14 protein-coding genes are annotated in these 15,756 nt (G+C 67.2%); 7 read left to right on the top strand and 7 right to left on the bottom strand.

The features are described from left to right. Positions 1–33: 33 nt before the first annotated feature. From ACGRVM_RS12590 to ACGRVM_RS12570, 5 genes are all read right to left on the bottom strand, one after another. Positions 34–1,026, bottom strand: a complete 993-nt coding sequence (locus ACGRVM_RS12590; RefSeq protein WP_377172462.1) for a TAXI family TRAP transporter solute-binding subunit — start codon at positions 1,024–1,026, stop codon at positions 34–36. Positions 1,027–1,209: 183 nt separating this feature from the next. Further along, complete coding sequence (gene ccrA, locus ACGRVM_RS12585; RefSeq protein ID WP_377172171.1) at positions 1,210–2,496, bottom strand: crotonyl-CoA carboxylase/reductase; 1,287 nt, start codon at positions 2,494–2,496, stop codon at positions 1,210–1,212. A 141-nt stretch (positions 2,497–2,637) separates the two neighbouring features. Continuing rightward, entirely contained in the window at positions 2,638–4,038 is a 1,401-nt protein-coding gene (locus ACGRVM_RS12580) for a 1-acyl-sn-glycerol-3-phosphate acyltransferase (protein WP_377172169.1), read from the bottom strand. 61 nt (positions 4,039–4,099) lie between these two features. After that, a complete protein-coding gene (locus tag ACGRVM_RS12575; RefSeq protein ID WP_377172167.1) occupies positions 4,100–4,894 on the bottom strand; it encodes a bestrophin-like domain in 795 nt (264 codons plus the stop codon). Positions 4,895–5,048: 154 nt separating this feature from the next. Beyond that, positions 5,049–5,858: a hypothetical protein gene (locus ACGRVM_RS12570; protein ID WP_377172165.1), complete on the bottom strand. Its 810-nt coding sequence runs from the start codon at positions 5,856–5,858 to the stop codon at positions 5,049–5,051. A 190-nt stretch (positions 5,859–6,048) separates the two neighbouring features. Between ACGRVM_RS12570 and ACGRVM_RS12565 the strand changes: the two genes are divergently transcribed. The 3 genes from ACGRVM_RS12565 to ACGRVM_RS12555 all read left to right on the top strand — a co-directional run bounded on the left by ACGRVM_RS12565 (position 6,049) and on the right by ACGRVM_RS12555 (position 9,112). Beyond that, positions 6,049–8,016, top strand: a complete 1,968-nt coding sequence (locus ACGRVM_RS12565) for a methylmalonyl-CoA mutase family protein (RefSeq protein WP_377172163.1) — start codon at positions 6,049–6,051, stop codon at positions 8,014–8,016. 69 nt (positions 8,017–8,085) lie between these two features. After that, entirely contained in the window at positions 8,086–8,532 is a 447-nt protein-coding gene (locus tag ACGRVM_RS12560; protein ID WP_377172161.1) for a GNAT family N-acetyltransferase, read from the top strand. Positions 8,533–8,611: 79 nt separating this feature from the next. Further along, entirely contained in the window at positions 8,612–9,112 is a 501-nt protein-coding gene (locus tag ACGRVM_RS12555) for a DUF2244 domain-containing protein (RefSeq protein WP_377172159.1), read from the top strand. An 82-nt stretch (positions 9,113–9,194) separates the two neighbouring features. Here the strand turns inward: ACGRVM_RS12555 and ACGRVM_RS12550 are convergent, their stop codons facing one another. Continuing rightward, entirely contained in the window at positions 9,195–9,662 is a 468-nt protein-coding gene (locus tag ACGRVM_RS12550) for a GatB/YqeY domain-containing protein (protein ID WP_377172157.1), read from the bottom strand. A gap of 204 nt (positions 9,663–9,866) precedes the next feature. Between ACGRVM_RS12550 and carA the strand changes: the two genes are divergently transcribed. Both carA and ACGRVM_RS12540 read left to right on the top strand, forming a co-directional pair. Next, positions 9,867–11,030: a glutamine-hydrolyzing carbamoyl-phosphate synthase small subunit gene (gene carA, locus ACGRVM_RS12545; protein WP_377172155.1), complete on the top strand. Its 1,164-nt coding sequence runs from the start codon at positions 9,867–9,869 to the stop codon at positions 11,028–11,030. 92 nt (positions 11,031–11,122) lie between these two features. Beyond that, a complete protein-coding gene (locus tag ACGRVM_RS12540) occupies positions 11,123–13,027 on the top strand; it encodes a glycosyltransferase (RefSeq protein ID WP_377172152.1) in 1,905 nt (634 codons plus the stop codon). Between the two features lie 6 nt (positions 13,028–13,033). On the opposite strand, the gene ACGRVM_RS12535 is transcribed toward ACGRVM_RS12540, so the two are convergent. Next, positions 13,034–13,678 (bottom strand): GntR family transcriptional regulator, encoded by a 645-nt coding sequence (locus tag ACGRVM_RS12535; protein WP_377172150.1) that lies wholly within the window; start codon positions 13,676–13,678, stop codon positions 13,034–13,036. Between the two features lie 141 nt (positions 13,679–13,819). Between ACGRVM_RS12535 and ACGRVM_RS12530 the strand changes: the two genes are divergently transcribed. Together ACGRVM_RS12530 and ACGRVM_RS12525 are read left to right on the top strand one after the other, a co-directional pair. After that, positions 13,820–14,464 carry a pyrimidine 5'-nucleotidase gene (locus ACGRVM_RS12530; protein ID WP_377172148.1) on the top strand — a complete coding sequence of 215 codons (645 nt, stop codon included), beginning with the start codon at positions 13,820–13,822 and terminating at the stop codon, positions 14,462–14,464. Positions 14,465–14,548: 84 nt separating this feature from the next. Beyond that, positions 14,549–15,748, top strand: coding sequence for a UbiH/UbiF family hydroxylase (locus ACGRVM_RS12525; protein ID WP_377172146.1), 1,200 nt, complete (start codon positions 14,549–14,551; stop codon positions 15,746–15,748). Positions 15,749–15,756: the final 8 nt, after the last annotated feature.

Below are 15,756 nucleotides of genomic sequence, written 5' to 3'. Positions count from 1 at the left end.
GCGTGGCGGGCCGGCCGGGTCGTGAGCCGCCGATTACTCGATCAGGCCCTGCTCACGGTAGAACTTCTCGGCGCCCGGGTGCAGCGGGATGCCGATGCCGTCGAGAGCGGTCTCGGCGGTGATCGACTTGCCCTTCTGGTGGCCCGAGTCGAGCAGCTTGCGGGTGTTCTCGTTCCAGAGCGCCGCGGTGATGCCGTAGATCAGGTCTTCGGGCTGATCCGCGCTCGTCACCCACTGTGCGCCGACCGAGAGGGTCGTGACGTCTTCGTCGACGCCCTCATAGGTGCCGGCGGGCACGACGTTCTCGGCGAAGAAGGTGTATTCGCCGGTCACGGCCTCTGCCTCGGCGCCCGAGATCGGAACGAGCGTGATGTCTTCCTGGCTCGCCAGTTCGGCGATGGCGCCCGCAGGGAAGCCGCCGACGAAGAAGAACGCGTCCATCGCGCCGTCACGCATGCGCTCGGCGGCCTGGTCGGGCTTGAGGAAGGCCGCATCGACATCGTCCTCGCTCAGGCCATAGGCGCCGAGGATGATGCGCGCGTCGACGAGGGTGCCCGAGCCGGGCTCGTCCAGCGAGACGGTCTTGCCCTTGAGATCGGCGACCGACGTGATGCCCGAGTCGGCCGATGCGACGAGGTGGATCGTCTCGGGATAGAGGTTGGCGATGGCGCGCAGCTTCTCGACGGGCTCCTTGCCCTCCCAGATGCCGGTGCCGGTCTGCGCCCAGGTGGCGACGTCGGACTGCGAGAAGCCCGACTCGAGCGCGCCGCCCGCGATGGCGTTGATGTTGGCGACCGAGCCGTTGGCCGACAGCGCCGAGGCGATCAGCCCGGGATAGCCGCAGGAGCCGCCCTCCTCGCAGGGGCGCGAGCCCGGCGGGTTGGAGATCGCGTTCGCGATCAGGCCGCCGATGGGATAGTAGGTGCCGGACGTGCCGCCCGTCCCGATGCGGAAGAATTGCGGCTCCTGTGCGGATGCGACGGTGCCGACGGCCATCATGGCCGCGCCGACCGTGGCGGCGCGCATGAGGCTTTTGAATCCGAATGTCATGAGGGGTCCTCCTTGAACTCTGTGAGAGCATGAGGCCCAACTAAACTACAGGGATGCGGCGTTTGCAACGCGGTAGCTGCGTCAACCCACCGCAGCAGGGGGCCGCCCGCCCCTCTCGGGGCGTGGCGGGATTTCAGCCGGATCGGGAGCGCGCTGCGCCTATCCGCGCGCGTCGAGCGCATCCTCGACGGTGCGCAGACCGGTGCGGGGCGATTGGACCAGCACGGCCATGTTTCCGGGCTTGTGCTCGTTGCGCATCATCTTCATATGCGCCGAGGGGATCTCGGCCCAGGGGAATACCTCGGACATGCAGGGATCGAGGCGACGCTCGACCATCAGGTTGTTCGCGGCGCTCGCCTGCTTGAGATGCGCGAAATGGCTGCCTTGCAGGCGCTTCTGGTGCATCCACATGTAGCGCACGTCGAAGGTGCAGTTGAAGCCGGTGGTGCCCGCGCAGATCACGACCATGCCGCCCTTCTTGCAGACCAGCGACGAGACCGGGAAGGTCGCCTCGCCCGGATGCTCGAAGACCATGTCGACATTGACGCCCTTGCCGGTGATGTCCCAGATCGCCTTGCCGAAGCGGCGCGCCTCTTTCAGCCAATCGTTGTATTCGGGCGTGTTCACCTTGGGTAACTGGCCCCAGCAGGAGAAATCCTTGCGGTTGATCGCGCCCTTCGCGCCCAGATCCATCACGAACTGGCGCTTGTCCTCTTCGGAGATCACCGCGATCGCGTTGGCGCCCGCCGTGTTGATGAGCTGGATCGCGTAGGAGCCGAGACCGCCCGACGCGCCCCAGACCAGCACGTTCTGGCCGGGTTTGAGGTCATGCGGCTCGTGCCCGAAGAGCATGCGGTAGGCGGTGGCCAGCGTCAGCGTGTAGCAGGCCGATTCCTCCCATGTCAGATGCTTGGGGCGCGGCATGAGCTGCTGCGACTGCACGCGGGTGAACTGCGCGAAGGAGCCGTCCGCCGTCTCGTAGCCCCAGATGCGCTGGCTGGGCGAGAACATGGGATCGCCGCCGTTGCACTCCTCGTCGTCGCCATCGTCCTGATTGCAGTGGATGACCACCTCGTCGCCAACTTTCCAGCGGCGCACCTTGTCGCCCACGGCCCAGACGATGCCCGCCGCATCCGAGCCGACGATGGCATACTCGGCCTTGTGCACGTCGAAGACCGACATCGGCTGGCCCAGCGCGGCCCAGACACCGTTATAGTTGACGCCAGCCGCCATCACGAGGACCAGCACCTCGTTGCTGTCGGGTAGCGGCACGTCCACGATTTCCTGAAGCATCGCCTTGTCGGGCTCGCCATGACGCTCGCGGCGGATGGTCCATGCGTGCATCTGCTTGGGCACATAGCCCATCGGCGGCATTTCCCCGATATCGTAGAGATCCTTCTCGGGCGCGTCGTAGCGCGCGATGCCGGTGTCGGTGTCCAATGCCATGCGGGCCTCCTGTCGTCTGCGCGGTTCCTGACCCGCGCGATCAATCCTTTTCGTGCCGCAATGCAGAATCGCGGCCCTCTGACTTAGGGGATACCGGCCACCGCGCAACAATGCAATGACAAGAGATGTGATTTTGTAATTTTATGACCCCGCAGGCGCAGCAACGCCTGATGCAAGCGCAGCATCGCGCGCTGGTTGCCCGGGCAGCAGATGCGCGATCGACGCGGCATAGAAGGTCAGAAGCGGCGCGCCGCCCTCGGCGATGATCCAGCCCTCGCCGCTGCGCCGGATCGCGGCGCGCGCGGCCAGCGCTGCGCAGGCATGGGCGATCTCCGCATCGAGAGCGCCCTCGGGTACCGTCTCGGCGCCCGAGGCGGTCATGATGCGCCGCGCGGCGGCGGTCAGGGCCGCTTCGGTCATCGGCCCGCCGCTGCGCAAGAGTGTGCGCGCCACCATCGGCACCGCCAGCACCGGCATCTCGGCCTCGATCCGCTGCATGAGGTCGCGTCCGAGCGTGTCGAGCGACGGCTCGGGGCCGTAATCGCTCAGCCGGACTGGCGGCGCGAAGACGACAGAGGCGGCGCCGAAGCGCTTGAAGCGCCCGCGCATCCGCTGCCAGACGATGCGCAGCACGCCGCGCAGAACCTTCCGCTTGCCCGCGCGAAAGCGGCGATCCCCGCGCGTTCCCGCCGCGATCAGCACGCGGTCCTCGAGCACGCGGTCGTAGTTGATGGCGACAGGCACGAAGACCACGTCGCGCCCGCCGGGTTTCCAACCCTCGATCACATAGGACAAAAGCCCCAGCTTGGCGGGCTGCACGGTCCCGTTCAGCGTCAGCCCGCCCTCGGGAAAGATCGCCTGCGTGACGCCGCCCGTGGTGGCCATCTGCACATAGCGCGCGAGCACCGCGCGGTAGAGCCCCCCACGCGAGCGGCGCCGGATGAAATAGGCGCCCATCGCCTTGATGAGGCGACTGAGCGGCCAGACCCGCGCCCATTCGCCCACCGCATAGCTGAGGGCAGAGGATTGCGCCGCGAGGGTGGTGACAAGCACGTAATCCATGTTGCTGCGGTGGTTCATGATGAAGATCAGCGTCGCGTCATGCTCGATCCCGTCGATGATTTCGCCGTTATGCGGCCCGGTGCGTACATCGTAGAGCAGATTGGCCAGCCAATTGGCCAGCCGCGTGCCGAAGCCGAAATAGGCGAAGGCGCTGAAGCTGGGGACGATCTCGCGGGCATAGCGGCGGGCCTGCTCGAAGGCGACGTCCTCGCGCACGTTGTTGCGCGCGGCATAGTCCACGATGGCCTGCGTCACATCGGGATCGTAGATCAGCCGCTGGATCATGTCGTGCCGTCGCGCCAGCTTGAAGGGCTGGATCGGGCGGGCCAGCCGCTCGTTCAGCTTGGAGACGGCGCGCTCAAGCCTGCGGCGAAAGAACCATCGCACGGAGGGAAAGAGGAAATGCGAGGCGAAGGTCACCGCCGCGAAGGCGATGAGCAGCAAGAGCACCCAAAGCGGCATCGAGACGGTGGAGGTCATGCGCCCGCACCGCGCGCCGACGCGCGCCCCGCCACCCGAGGGCAGGCAGGGCGCGGGCCGCTCATTTCTGCTGCATCCCGGCCAGCACCGCGGCAAGCGGGCGCTGGTCCACCTCGATCAGCCCGCGCCTCGGCCGGTCGAGATCGATGATCATGAAGACCAGCAGCACGATCAGCGCCAGCATCAGATAGACGGGCGTCGCCGGGGCCGTGCCCGCGAGGCCCGAGGAAAAGCCGAGCATCGCCCCCGACAGAATGAAGGTGCCGAAGAGCATGAACAGCACGATCTCGGGCACATGCCGCTCGATCGCCGCGTCCCGCGCGCCCAAGGCGTCGATCATGTCGTTGAGCGCGGCGGCATAGCTGACCGCCGCAGGCCCGCCCGCCGTCGCCGCGTGGCGCGAGGCCTGCTCCCACAGATCGGCGAACGCCGCCTCGGCATTGGCGACGAGGCGCGCGCGGCGCTGGTGCTGATCGGCGGAGACCTCCGCCGCCTCGAGCCGCAGGCGCGTGTAGCGGCGCAGATCGGCCTTGGCCTCGGCGCGCAGCTCCTCGGGAAGGAAATCGGTGCGCAGCCATGCCGTGCCGATGGCGTTCGCCTCGTCGACCACGGCGGTCGAGCGGGTGTCGTGGCGCGAGAGGCCGAGCGAGAAGGTGAAGCCCAGCAGCAGCGCCAGCAAGCCCAGCATCGAGCCCTGGACCGCCGTCGTCTGGCTGCGCCCTTCCTCGGACTGGTTGCGGTGACTGCGCCGCCCGATCCTCCAGGCGAGGCCCATGGCGACCAACATGAGAACCAGAAGCCCGAGGGCGATCAGGCTGGAGGGAATATCGTAGAGCACTTCGCGCGGTCCTGTCATCTGGCCCCTCATGGCACAGGTGCCACAGGCACCGTTGGCGTGTGTGGTGTGACGGGTTTGTAGGGCAATCCGCCGCGGCGGACCAGTGGCGCACATGCGCCGCCGGCCGAAACGGCGCCTTGGTGCATCAGGAGCACACCGCCGCGGGCCTGGGTCAGGCGCCGTCCTTGGGATAGGTCATGCCCAGAGTGTCCATCGACCATTCATAGACCTTGGTCTCGGTCCGGAAGGTCCAGATGCGGGCGGTGCCGATATCGATGATTTGCGTGATGACCACGGCCCAGAGCGTCGAGAGCACGATGACGGGAATCCGCCCGCGCCGCCGCGTCAGACCGAACTGGTAGCCGACGGCGCCGGTGCCCAGAAGGCTCATCGCGAGCAGCAGATAGACCACCTGCGCGGGCATGCGATACTCCATCGCCATGCGCATCGCGGTGGAGGCATCGAAGGCCGTGTTGAGCGCGTTCATCAGCGACGTGGCGGGCGGCGTGGGCGTCTCGCGCACGATCCGGCTCATGCGCTCCCAGATCTCGCCCTGCATCTCGTCGGTGAGCGCGCTGAGCCGGGCGATCTCCTCGTCGGCGGGGTTGGCGCGCACATAGATGTAACGCAGCAGCAGATATTCCTTGAGCGCGGCCTCGATCGCCTCGGCCTCGGGACCGCCCAGCGCGCTCGCCTGTTGCAGCGCGGTGCTGATGGCGTTCACCTCGGTGAGCGTGGCATCCATGCGCCGGTCGTGCCGACTGCTCGCGTTCGAAAGATTGAGCGCCAGAACGAAGGCCAGAAGACCCAGAAGCGAGCCGACGACGAGGCTCGCGCCCTCGTCCTTGTCCTCGTTGATGCGGCTGCGTCGATGCACGCCGATCCAGCGGCCCAATTCGCTGAAGACGATCATGGCGATCAGGAAAAGCAGCAGGAACAGCCATCGATTGAAGGCCATCAGGCGAAAAAGTTCATCGACCATTCATGTCAGTCCGAAACATCGCCCAATCGGCAAATCAGCGGGCCCATGCCAGCGCGCGCCCAAGATATTTGACCTGCGGTGCGCCGCCTAGAGGATTCTTCGTGCTGCAACGCAGCGAATTGACATTGGCGCAATGTTTCGCATAGTCATTCGGCAGCGCAATTTTGTTACCCAAGCCCGAGGCAAGATCATGTCCGACATCACCCCCGACCGCCCCTGGCTCATCCGCACCTATGCCGGACACTCGACCGCCGCCGCGTCGAACGCGCTATATCGCGCGAATCTCGCCAAGGGCCAGACCGGGCTGTCGGTCGCCTTCGATCTGCCGACGCAGACGGGATACGACAGCGATCATGTCTTGTCGCGCGGCGAGGTCGGCAAGGTGGGTGTGCCCGTGTGCCATCTGGGCGACATGCGCCAGCTTTTCGCGGATATCCCGCTCGAGCAGATGAACACCTCCATGACGATCAACGCGACGGCCCCGTGGCTTCTCGCGCTCTATATCGCGGTGGCCGAGGAGCAGGGCGCGGACCCGAAGGCGCTGCAAGGCACGGTGCAGAACGATCTCATCAAGGAATATCTGAGTCGCGGCACCTATATCTGCCCGCCTAAGCCGTCGCTCAAGATGATCGGGGACGTGGCCGAGTATTGCTACACGCATATCCCCAAATGGAACCCGATGAACGTGTGTTCCTACCATCTGCAAGAGGCCGGCGCGACGCCCGAGCAGGAGCTTTCCTTCGCGCTCGCCACCGCCATCGCGGTCCTCGACGAGTTGAAGCCGCGCGTGCCGGACGCCGATTTCCCGATGCTGGCGGGGCGCATCAGCTTTTTCGTCAACGCGGGCATCCGCTTCGTCACCGAGATGTGCAAGATGCGCGCCTTCGTCGATCTCTGGGACGAGATCCTGAAGGACCGCTACGGCGTCGAGGACCCGAAATTCCGGCGCTTCCGCTATGGCGTGCAGGTCAACTCCCTCGGCCTGACCGAGCAGCAGCCCGAGAACAACGTCTATCGCATCCTGATCGAGATGCTGGCCGTGACGCTTTCGAAAAAGGCCCGCGCCCGCGCAGTGCAGCTTCCGGCGTGGAACGAGGCGCTGGGACTGCCGCGCCCCTGGGATCAGCAATGGTCGATGCGGATGCAGCAGATCCTGGCCTACGAGACGGACCTTCTGGAATTCGACGATCTCTTCGACGGCAACCCCGCCGTGGACCGGAAGGTCGAGGCGCTGAAAGAGGGCGCGCGGCGCGAGCTGGCCAGCCTCGAGAGCATGGGCGGCGCCATTGGCGCCATCGACTACATGAAGGCGCAGCTCGTCGGCAGCAACGCCGCGCGGCTGGGCCGGATCGAAGCGGGCGAGACGACTGTCGTCGGCGTCAACAAGTTCACCACGGGCGAGCCTTCGCCGCTGATGGACGAGGATGGCGGCATCATGACCGTCGATCCCGCCGTCGAGGCCGAGCAGACCGAGCGCCTCGATGCCTGGCGCGACGCCCGCGATGCGGGTGCCGTCGCGGCGGCATTGGCCGAGCTGCGCAGCGCCGCCAGCGAGGGGCGCAACATCATGCCCGCCTCGATCGCCGCCGCCCGCGCGGGCGTGACGACCGGCGAATGGGCCGAGGAGATGCGCCGCGTGCATGGCGAATATCGCGGCCCCACCGGCGTCAGCGCCAGCCCCTCCAACATGACCGAAGGTCTCGACGATCTGCGCGAGGCGGTGGCCGAGGCCTCTGCCCGGCTCGGCCGGCGCCTGCGCTTCCTCGTCGGCAAACCCGGTCTCGACGGGCATTCCAACGGAGCCGAGCAGATCGCCTTCCGCGCCCGCGATTGCGGCATGGACATCGACTATCGCGGTATCCGCCTCACGCCGGAGGAGCTCGTGAAAAGCGCGCTCGAGGACGGTGCGCATGTGGTGGGCCTCTCGATCCTGTCGGGCAGCCATATCCCGCTGGTCGAGGAGACGATGGAGCGGATGCGCGCGGCGGGGCTCGGCGACGTGCCGGTGATCGTCGGCGGCATCATCCCCGAGGAGGACGCATCGCGCCTGCGCGCGATGGGCGTCGCGCGGGTCTATACCCCCAAGGATTTCGAGTTGAACACCATCATGCGCGACATCGTGGCGCTGGTCGATCCCGGGGCGGTCGCCGCCGAATAGGGGCTGGCGGTGCGGGCGCCATCGGCTAGGCTTGCGCATGATTCCGCAAGGCCCGGGGGAGAGCGCGCCATGTCCGACCAGATCACCATTCGCCCGCTCGACGCCGGTGACGAGGCCGAGTGGCGCCGCCTTTGGACGGGCTATCTGCAATTCTACGAGGCCTCCGTCCCCGAGGAGGTCTATGCCACCACCTTCGCGCGGCTTCTGTCGGACGAGCATCCGAACCAGAACGGCCTTCTGGCGCTTCGCGGCGATCATCCGGTCGGGCTCGTCCATTACATCTATCATCCGCATAACTGGAAGATCGAGGACGTGTGCTATTTGCAGGATCTCTTCGCCGATCCGGCGGCGCGCGGCATGGGCGTGGGGCGCAAGCTGATCGAGGCGGTCTACGAGGCCGCCGACCGCGACGGGCGCCCGTCCGTCTATTGGATGACGCAGGATTTCAACGCCACCGCGCGCACGCTCTATGATCGGATCGGAACGCTGACGCCCTTCATCAAATACTCGCGCTGAGGACGCGGCGCCCGCGGGAGCGGCAAAAAATCGCAAGGCAGGCACTTTTCAAACGCGATCTGCGGGATATTCTCCGCCCATGCCCTACGAATGGTCCCCTCCGGCAATAGGCACCGAGACGCAGCGCCTCGACATGTGGCCCCACAGGTCGCTGCCCCGGCGCGGCTTTGCCGGTTTCATGCTGGCGACGTGCCTGATGTTCTCGATCCCGCTTTTCGCGCTGGTCGGCACCGTGGTGCTCTGGGGGCTTTTGCCCTTCCTTGCCGGCGCGGTCGTGCTGATGTGGTGGGCGCTCGAGCGCAGCTATGCCAGCGGGAACATGCACGAGGCGCTCATCATCGACGCGCAGGAGGTGCTGCTGACGCGCACCAATCCGGGCGGCGAGGTGCAGAAATGGGATTGCAACGCCTACTGGGCGCAGGCGCAGATTTATCCCTCGGGCGGGCCGGTCAAACACTACATCACGCTGCGCGGCGCGGGCCGCGAGGTGGAGGTGGGCGCATTCCTGTCCGAAGACGAGCGCAAGGCGCTCTATGGCGAATTGCGCGGCGCGCTGAAGCTCGCGCGCGAACGCGGCTGAGGCGGACGGATCGCGCGCGGCCGGACGGGCCTCGCCGTCGGGTGTTTCCGTAGAGATGGAAAAGGCGCCGGGGCGCGCCCGTTCACTGGGTCATGCGATCCTTGATGCGCGGTCCGACGGCGCCGAAATCCATCTGCCCGGCATATTTCGACTTCAGCACGCCCATGATCTTGCCCATGTCGCGGATCGAACTCGCACCGGTCTCGGCGATGGCGGATTCGATCGCGGCGTCGACCTCGGCCTCGGAAAGCTGGCGCGGCAGGAATTCGGAGATCACCGCCACTTCCTGCTGCTCGCGCTCGGCCAGATCGATCCGCCCGCCTTCCTCGTAGGCGCGCACCGACTCGAGCCGCTGCTTGGTCATCTTGCCGAGGATCGTGAGCACGTCGTCATCGCTCAGCTGCACCTCGCCGCCCGTCGCACGGGCCGCGATCTCCTGATCCTTGATCGCGGCGTTGATGAGGCGCAGCGTGGCGAGGCGGGCGGCGTCCTTGTCGCGCATCGCCTGCTTGAGGGCGGCATTGACGCGGTCGCGCAGAGTGTTTTCCATGTCTCGATCCTTTGGCATCGGCTGGGCCGAAAGTGGCCGGCAGGGTATCACAGGCGCCGGGGTCTATCCAATCCGGGCGCGCATGGCAACATGTCGCGGCCCTGCCGCTACGGCACCCTTGCGGGCTTGGCCCTTGACCCTCCCGGGCGGCACCCTTAGTTTCGCGCAAATTTTGCCCCTGCCATACATGACCGGAGAGACGCCATGCCCGATGCGCTTCAGCCTCGCCCCACCGCTTGCCTCGCGCTGGCGGACGGCACGGTCTTCTACGGTCACGGCTTCGGCGCGACGGGCGAGGTGGTGGCCGAGCTGTGTTTCAACACCGCGATGACCGGCTATCAGGAGATCATGACGGACCCGAGCTATGCCGGGCAGGTCGTGACCTTCACCTTTCCCCATATCGGCAACACGGGCACCAATGCCGAGGATGACGAGACCGCCGATCCCGTGGCGGCCGGCATGGTCGTCAAATGGGACCCGACCGCGCCGTCGAGCTGGCGCAGCACGCAGACGCTCCAGCACTGGCTGGCCCAGCGCGGGCGCATCGCAATGGGCGGCGTCGACACGCGGCGCCTGACCCGCGCGATCCGCCGGCAGGGCGCGCCGCATGTGGCGCTCTCGCACGATCCCGAAGGCAATTTCGACATCGCCGCGCTGGTCGAGAAGGCCCGCGGCTTTGCCGGGCTCGAAGGTCTGGACCTCGCCAAGGACGTGACCTGCGCGCAATCCTACCGCTGGAACGAGATGCGCTGGGCCTGGCCCGATGGCTATCCGGTGCAGGAGAATGCGCCGCACAAGGTGGTCGCGATCGACTACGGCGCCAAGCGCAACATCCTGCGCTGCCTCGCCTCGGCGGGCTGCGACGTCACCGTGCTGCCCGCGACCGCCACCGCCGAGGAGGTGCTGGCGCACGAGCCGGACGGCGTCTTCCTGTCGAACGGGCCGGGCGATCCGGCGGCGACGGGCGCCTATGCCGTGCCGGTCATCAAGGAGCTTCTGGAGGCCGATCTGCCGATCTTCGGCATCTGCCTCGGGCATCAGATGCTGGCGCTGGCGCTGGGCGGGCGCACCGTCAAGATGAGCCACGGCCATCACGGCGCGAACCATCCGGTCAAGGACTACACCACCGGCAAGGTCGAGATCACGTCGATGAACCACGGTTTCGCCGTGGACGGCCAATCGCTGCCCGAAGGCGTCGAGGAGACGCATGTGTCGCTCTTCGACGGCTCGAACTGTGGCATCGCGCTGAAGAATCGCCCCGTCTTCTCGGTGCAGCACCACCCGGAGGCGAGCCCCGGCCCGCAGGACAGCTTTTACCTTTTCGAGCGGTTCGCAGGGTATATGGCCGCGAAAACGCCGGCTTCCTGAGCGTTTTCAGTATCATCTTTAGGACTTTCTTTACCCTTCGTTAACCGAGGTGAACGAAACTCGTCGCTGAATTGCACGGCGAAGGGTATCTTATGGCGACCTCGGAACTGCGGAAGCTGGACACGCCGTCCTGGTCAGCCGCCAGCCTGCGCGACGGGGCGGGCCGCACGGAGCCGCTCTGCGCGCTCGGCCGCCACCTCGTGCAGACTGGCGCGATCTCGCGATCGGACGCCGCGCTGGGCCAGATCGTTCAGGCGCATTGCGACGCGCCCCTCGACCGCGTCCTGCGCGCCGAGGGCCTTCTGGACGAAGACGTCGCATTGGCCGCGCAAGCCGAGCGCGCGGGACTGCGCTGGGCGAGCGAGGCCGAAATCGCCTCCGGGGCCGAAGAACTGCCGGGGATCGACGCGCGCAGCCTGATCCGTCGCGGGGCGGTGCCGCTCCGGGGCGCGGACGGCGTCTTGCGTCTCGCGGTCGAGCGCCCCGAGGACGCGGCGAGCCTCGGAGATCTGCCCGATGCCCTGCGCCGCCGCGCGCCTCTGATCGCGCCGCGCCGCGCCATTCAGGGCGCCATGGCCGATGCCGCGCGCATCGCGCTGACCGCCGCCGCTGAAGCCCGCCCTCCCGAAGCCGAAAGTTGCCGAACTTGGCGCGCGACGCCCGCGGGCCGAGGCGCGCTTGCGCTCGGCGTGGTCGGCGCGCTGATTGGCCTCAGCGTGTTGTTTCCGGCGCAGGTCTTCGGCCTGTTCGTCGCCTGGGCGACGCTGACCCTGATCGTCTCGGCGCTCTTCAAGACGGCCGCCGTCTGCGCGCGCGTCGTGCATGGCGCACCGGAGCCGGTCCAGCCGCCCCTGCCGGAGGGCGCGAAACTGCCCAAGGTTTCGATCCTCGTGCCGCTCTACCGCGAGACGCGCATCGCGCAGGCGCTCATCCGGCGGCTGAGCCGGCTGACCTATCCCAAATGCCTGCTCGACGTGATCCTCGTGCTCGAGGAGACAGACGACACCACGCGCGAGACCGTCGCGGCCATCGACCTGCCGCCCTGGATGCGCGCCGTGATCGTTCCGGACGGGCAGCCCCGCACCAAGCCGCGCGCGATGAATTACGCGCTCGATTTCTGCGAGGGCGACATCGTCGGCATTTTCGACGCCGAAGATGCCCCCGCGCCCGACCAGATCACCCAAGTGGCCCGCAGATTCGCAGCCGCGCCGCCCGATGTGGTCTGCCTGCAAGGCATCCTCGACTACTACAACCCGCGCCAGAACTGGCTCGCCCGCTGTTTCACCATCGAATACGCGACATGGTTCCGCGTAATGCTGCCGGGCATGGCGCGTCTCGGGTTCGCCATCCCGCTCGGCGGCACGACGCTCTATTTCCGGCGCGACGTGCTGGAGGAGCTTGGCGGCTGGGATGCGCATAACGTGACGGAGGATGCCGATCTCGGCTTCCGCCTTGCCCGGCACGGCTACCGTACGGAGGTGATCGGCACCGTTACCGGCGAGGAGGCGAATTGCCGCGCCTGGCCCTGGATCAAGCAGCGCTCGCGCTGGCTCAAGGGCTACATGACGACCTATCTCGTCCATATGCGCCGGCCCCTCCTCTTGCATCGCCAGCTCGGCGCGTGGCGTTTCTGGGGCTTTCAGGCGCATTTTCTGACCGCTCTCTCGCAATTCGTGCTCGCGCCGTTCCTGTGGTCCTTCTGGCTCGTCCTCTTCGGTCTTCCGCACCCGCTCGATCCGATACTGCCGCGCGAGGGGCTCTTGCTCTTCGGCAAGCTGTTCCTTGCAGTCGAGATCCTCAATATCGGGTTCTACATGCTGGGCGTTTCGAGCAAGGGGCATCGCCATCTGCTGCCCTGGGCGCCGACCATGCATCTCTACACGCCGCTCGGCACCATCGCCGCCGTCAAGGCGATCTACGAGATGATCGTCGCGCCCTACTATTGGGACAAGACGGCGCATGGCCACTCGCTCGACCTGAACCAGCCCGAGCCTTGAGCCGCATCAGAGCGTCGATTTCACCTCGCCCGATTCGAGCCGGAGGCGCGTGACGAAGGCCTTCGAGATATGCGCCTTGAGCGCGTCATGCGCCATGCGCGCCTCGCCCGCCTCGATGGCCGAAACGATGGCGTCATGCTCGGCGATGGCGACCTCGCCGCGCCCCTCCGCGGCGAGCGACGTGGTCGCCATCAGCGCCATGGAGCGGTGCACGAGGCCGAGCTGCTGCACCAGGAAGCGGTTATGCGAGGCGAGGTGGATCTGCTTGTGAAAGCGGCGGTTGGCGCGCGCCATCTTGGACGGATCGCCGATCAGGGCGCGGTCCTGCTCGACCATGCCGCGCAGCACCGCCACTTCTTCGGGTGTCGCGTGGCGCGCGGCGAGGCTCGCGGCGAGGCCTTCGAGTTCGGCGCGCACGACGTAAAGCTCGGCCCGCTGGTTGTGATCGAGCGAGGCGACGATGAGGCTGCGCCCGTCGCGCGTCAGCAGCGATTGCGTCTCGAGCCGCTGGAGCGCCTCGCGGATGGGCGTGCGCGAGACGCCGAACCGCTCGGCCAGATCGCTCTCGACAAGGCGGTCGCCGGGGCGGAATTCGCCCATGTCGATCGCCTCGAGGATCAGCGAATAGGCATCGGTCTGGGGCGGTTTCATGGGGGCGGGTCCAATTCTGCGTCGCATCGCGCGACGGTAGGCGCGCCGCCGCCGACGATCAAGACTGCATGCGGGCGCGGCGTTCCTAGCGATGCGAGAATCGCATTCAGCTTCGCGTCGAAAGGCACTAGGCTGCGCGCCATGCCGAAGCAGGATTTCAGTCACGTGGGCGCCTGGGTGTTCGATCTGGACAACACGCTCTATTCGCCGCATCTGCGCCTTTTCGATCAGATCGAGGTGCGCATGACGCAATTCGTCATGGACACGCTCGGCGTGAGCCATGCCGAGGCCGACAGGCTGCGCGTCGCCTATTGGCGCGAGCATGGCACGACCCTCGCCGGGCTGATGAATGTGCACGGCATGGCGCCCGAGCAATACATGATCGATGTGCATGACATCGACATGAGCGTCCTCAGCCCCGATCCCGAATTGCGCGCGCGCATCACCGCGCTGCCGGGGCGCAAGATCATCTTCACCAACGGCAGCGCCCCCTATGCCGAACGCGTGGCCGAGGCGCGCGGACTATCCGGCATTTTCGACGCGATCTACGGCGTCGAGCATGCGGGCTATGTGCCCAAGCCCGGCCGCGCGGCCTTCGAGGCGGTCTTCGCCGCCGATGGCCTCGCTCCCGAGACGGCGGCGATGTTCGAGGACGATCCGCGCAACCTCGCCGCGCCTCATGAGATGGGTCTGCGCACGGTTCTGGTCGCACCCGATCCGCATGAGGCAAGCCATATCCATCACCACACCGACGATCTGAGCGGCTTTCTCGCGCGGCTCGTCTGAGGGCCGGCTGCGGCCTTCTGCCGGGTGGCCCTCGGCAATGCGCGGGCCTATATCGTCAAGCATAGAATGCGAAAGGGCGGTCTCATGGAGAAGGTCGACATCCTCATCTCAGGCGGCGGTATCGCAGGGCTGACGGCGGCGTCGGCCTTCGGCGCGGCGGGCTTCGATGTGATCTGCGTCGATCCCGCGCCGCCCGTGACCGAGCGCGATACCAAGGGCGCGGACCTGCGCAGCACAGCCTTCCTGCAACCTGCGCAGAAGCTCCTCGAGGATTGCGGCCTCTGGGCGCGCCTCGCGCCCCATGCCATGCCGCTCCAGACGATGCGGATCATCGACGCGGGCGGCGCCGAGGCCGAAGCCCGCCTCACGCGCGATTTCGACGCCTCCGAGATTTCGGACGCCCCCTTCGGCTGGAACCTTCCCAACTGGCTCCTGCGCCGAGAGATGCTGGCCCATGTCGAGGATGCGGAGCGGATCACCTTCCGCTCCGGTGTCGGCACGGATGGGCTCTTGACCCGCGACGGCGAGGCCCGCGTGCGGCTGAGCGACGGCACCCATGTAACCGCACGTCTGGTCGTCGCGGCTGACGGGCGCAATTCGCCCATCCGGCGGGCGGCGGGCATCGAGACGACGACGACGCGCTACGGGCAAAAGGCGCTGGCCTTCGCGGTCACGCATCCGATCCCGCATGGCAATGTCTCGACCGAGATCCACCGCAGCGGCGGCCCCTTCACGCTGGTGCCGCTGCCGGACCACGATGGCATGCCCTCCTCCGCCGTCGTCTGGATGGAGCGGGGCCCCGAGGCGCAGCGTCTCGCCGCACTGGATGCCGAGGCCTTCAACGAGGCGCTGAACGCGCGCGCCTGCCATGTCCTCGGCCCGCTCACGCTCGCCTCGCAGATCGGCATTTGGCCCATCATCAGCCAGATCGCCGACCGCTACTCCGCGCAGCGCGTCGCGCTCATCGCCGAGGCCGCGCATGTCATGCCGCCCATCGGCGCTCAGGGGCTGAACACCTCGCTCGCCGATCTGCGCGCGCTTCTCGATCTGGCGCGCAAATCGCCCGAAACGCTGGGCGACGCCGCGATGCTGGACGCCTATCACCGCGCCCGGCACACCGAGGTGGCATTCCGGATGAAGGGGATCGACATGCTGAACCGTGCCTCCATGATGGGCGCGCAGCCCCTGCGGGATGCGCGCGCCATGGGGCTGAACGCGCTTTATGCGCTGGCGCCGGTGCGGCGCGGCCTCATGCGGCTCGGGATGGGCGGGACGCGCGACTAGATCGGCCC

Origin of the sequence: Roseovarius aquimarinus (genome assembly GCF_043661195.1) — a bacterium.
In the GTDB taxonomy this organism is placed as follows: domain Bacteria; phylum Pseudomonadota; class Alphaproteobacteria; order Rhodobacterales; family Rhodobacteraceae; genus Roseovarius; species Roseovarius aquimarinus.
Note: the sequence above shows the minus strand (reverse complement) of the source record. Positions and strands in the feature narration are given on the sequence as shown.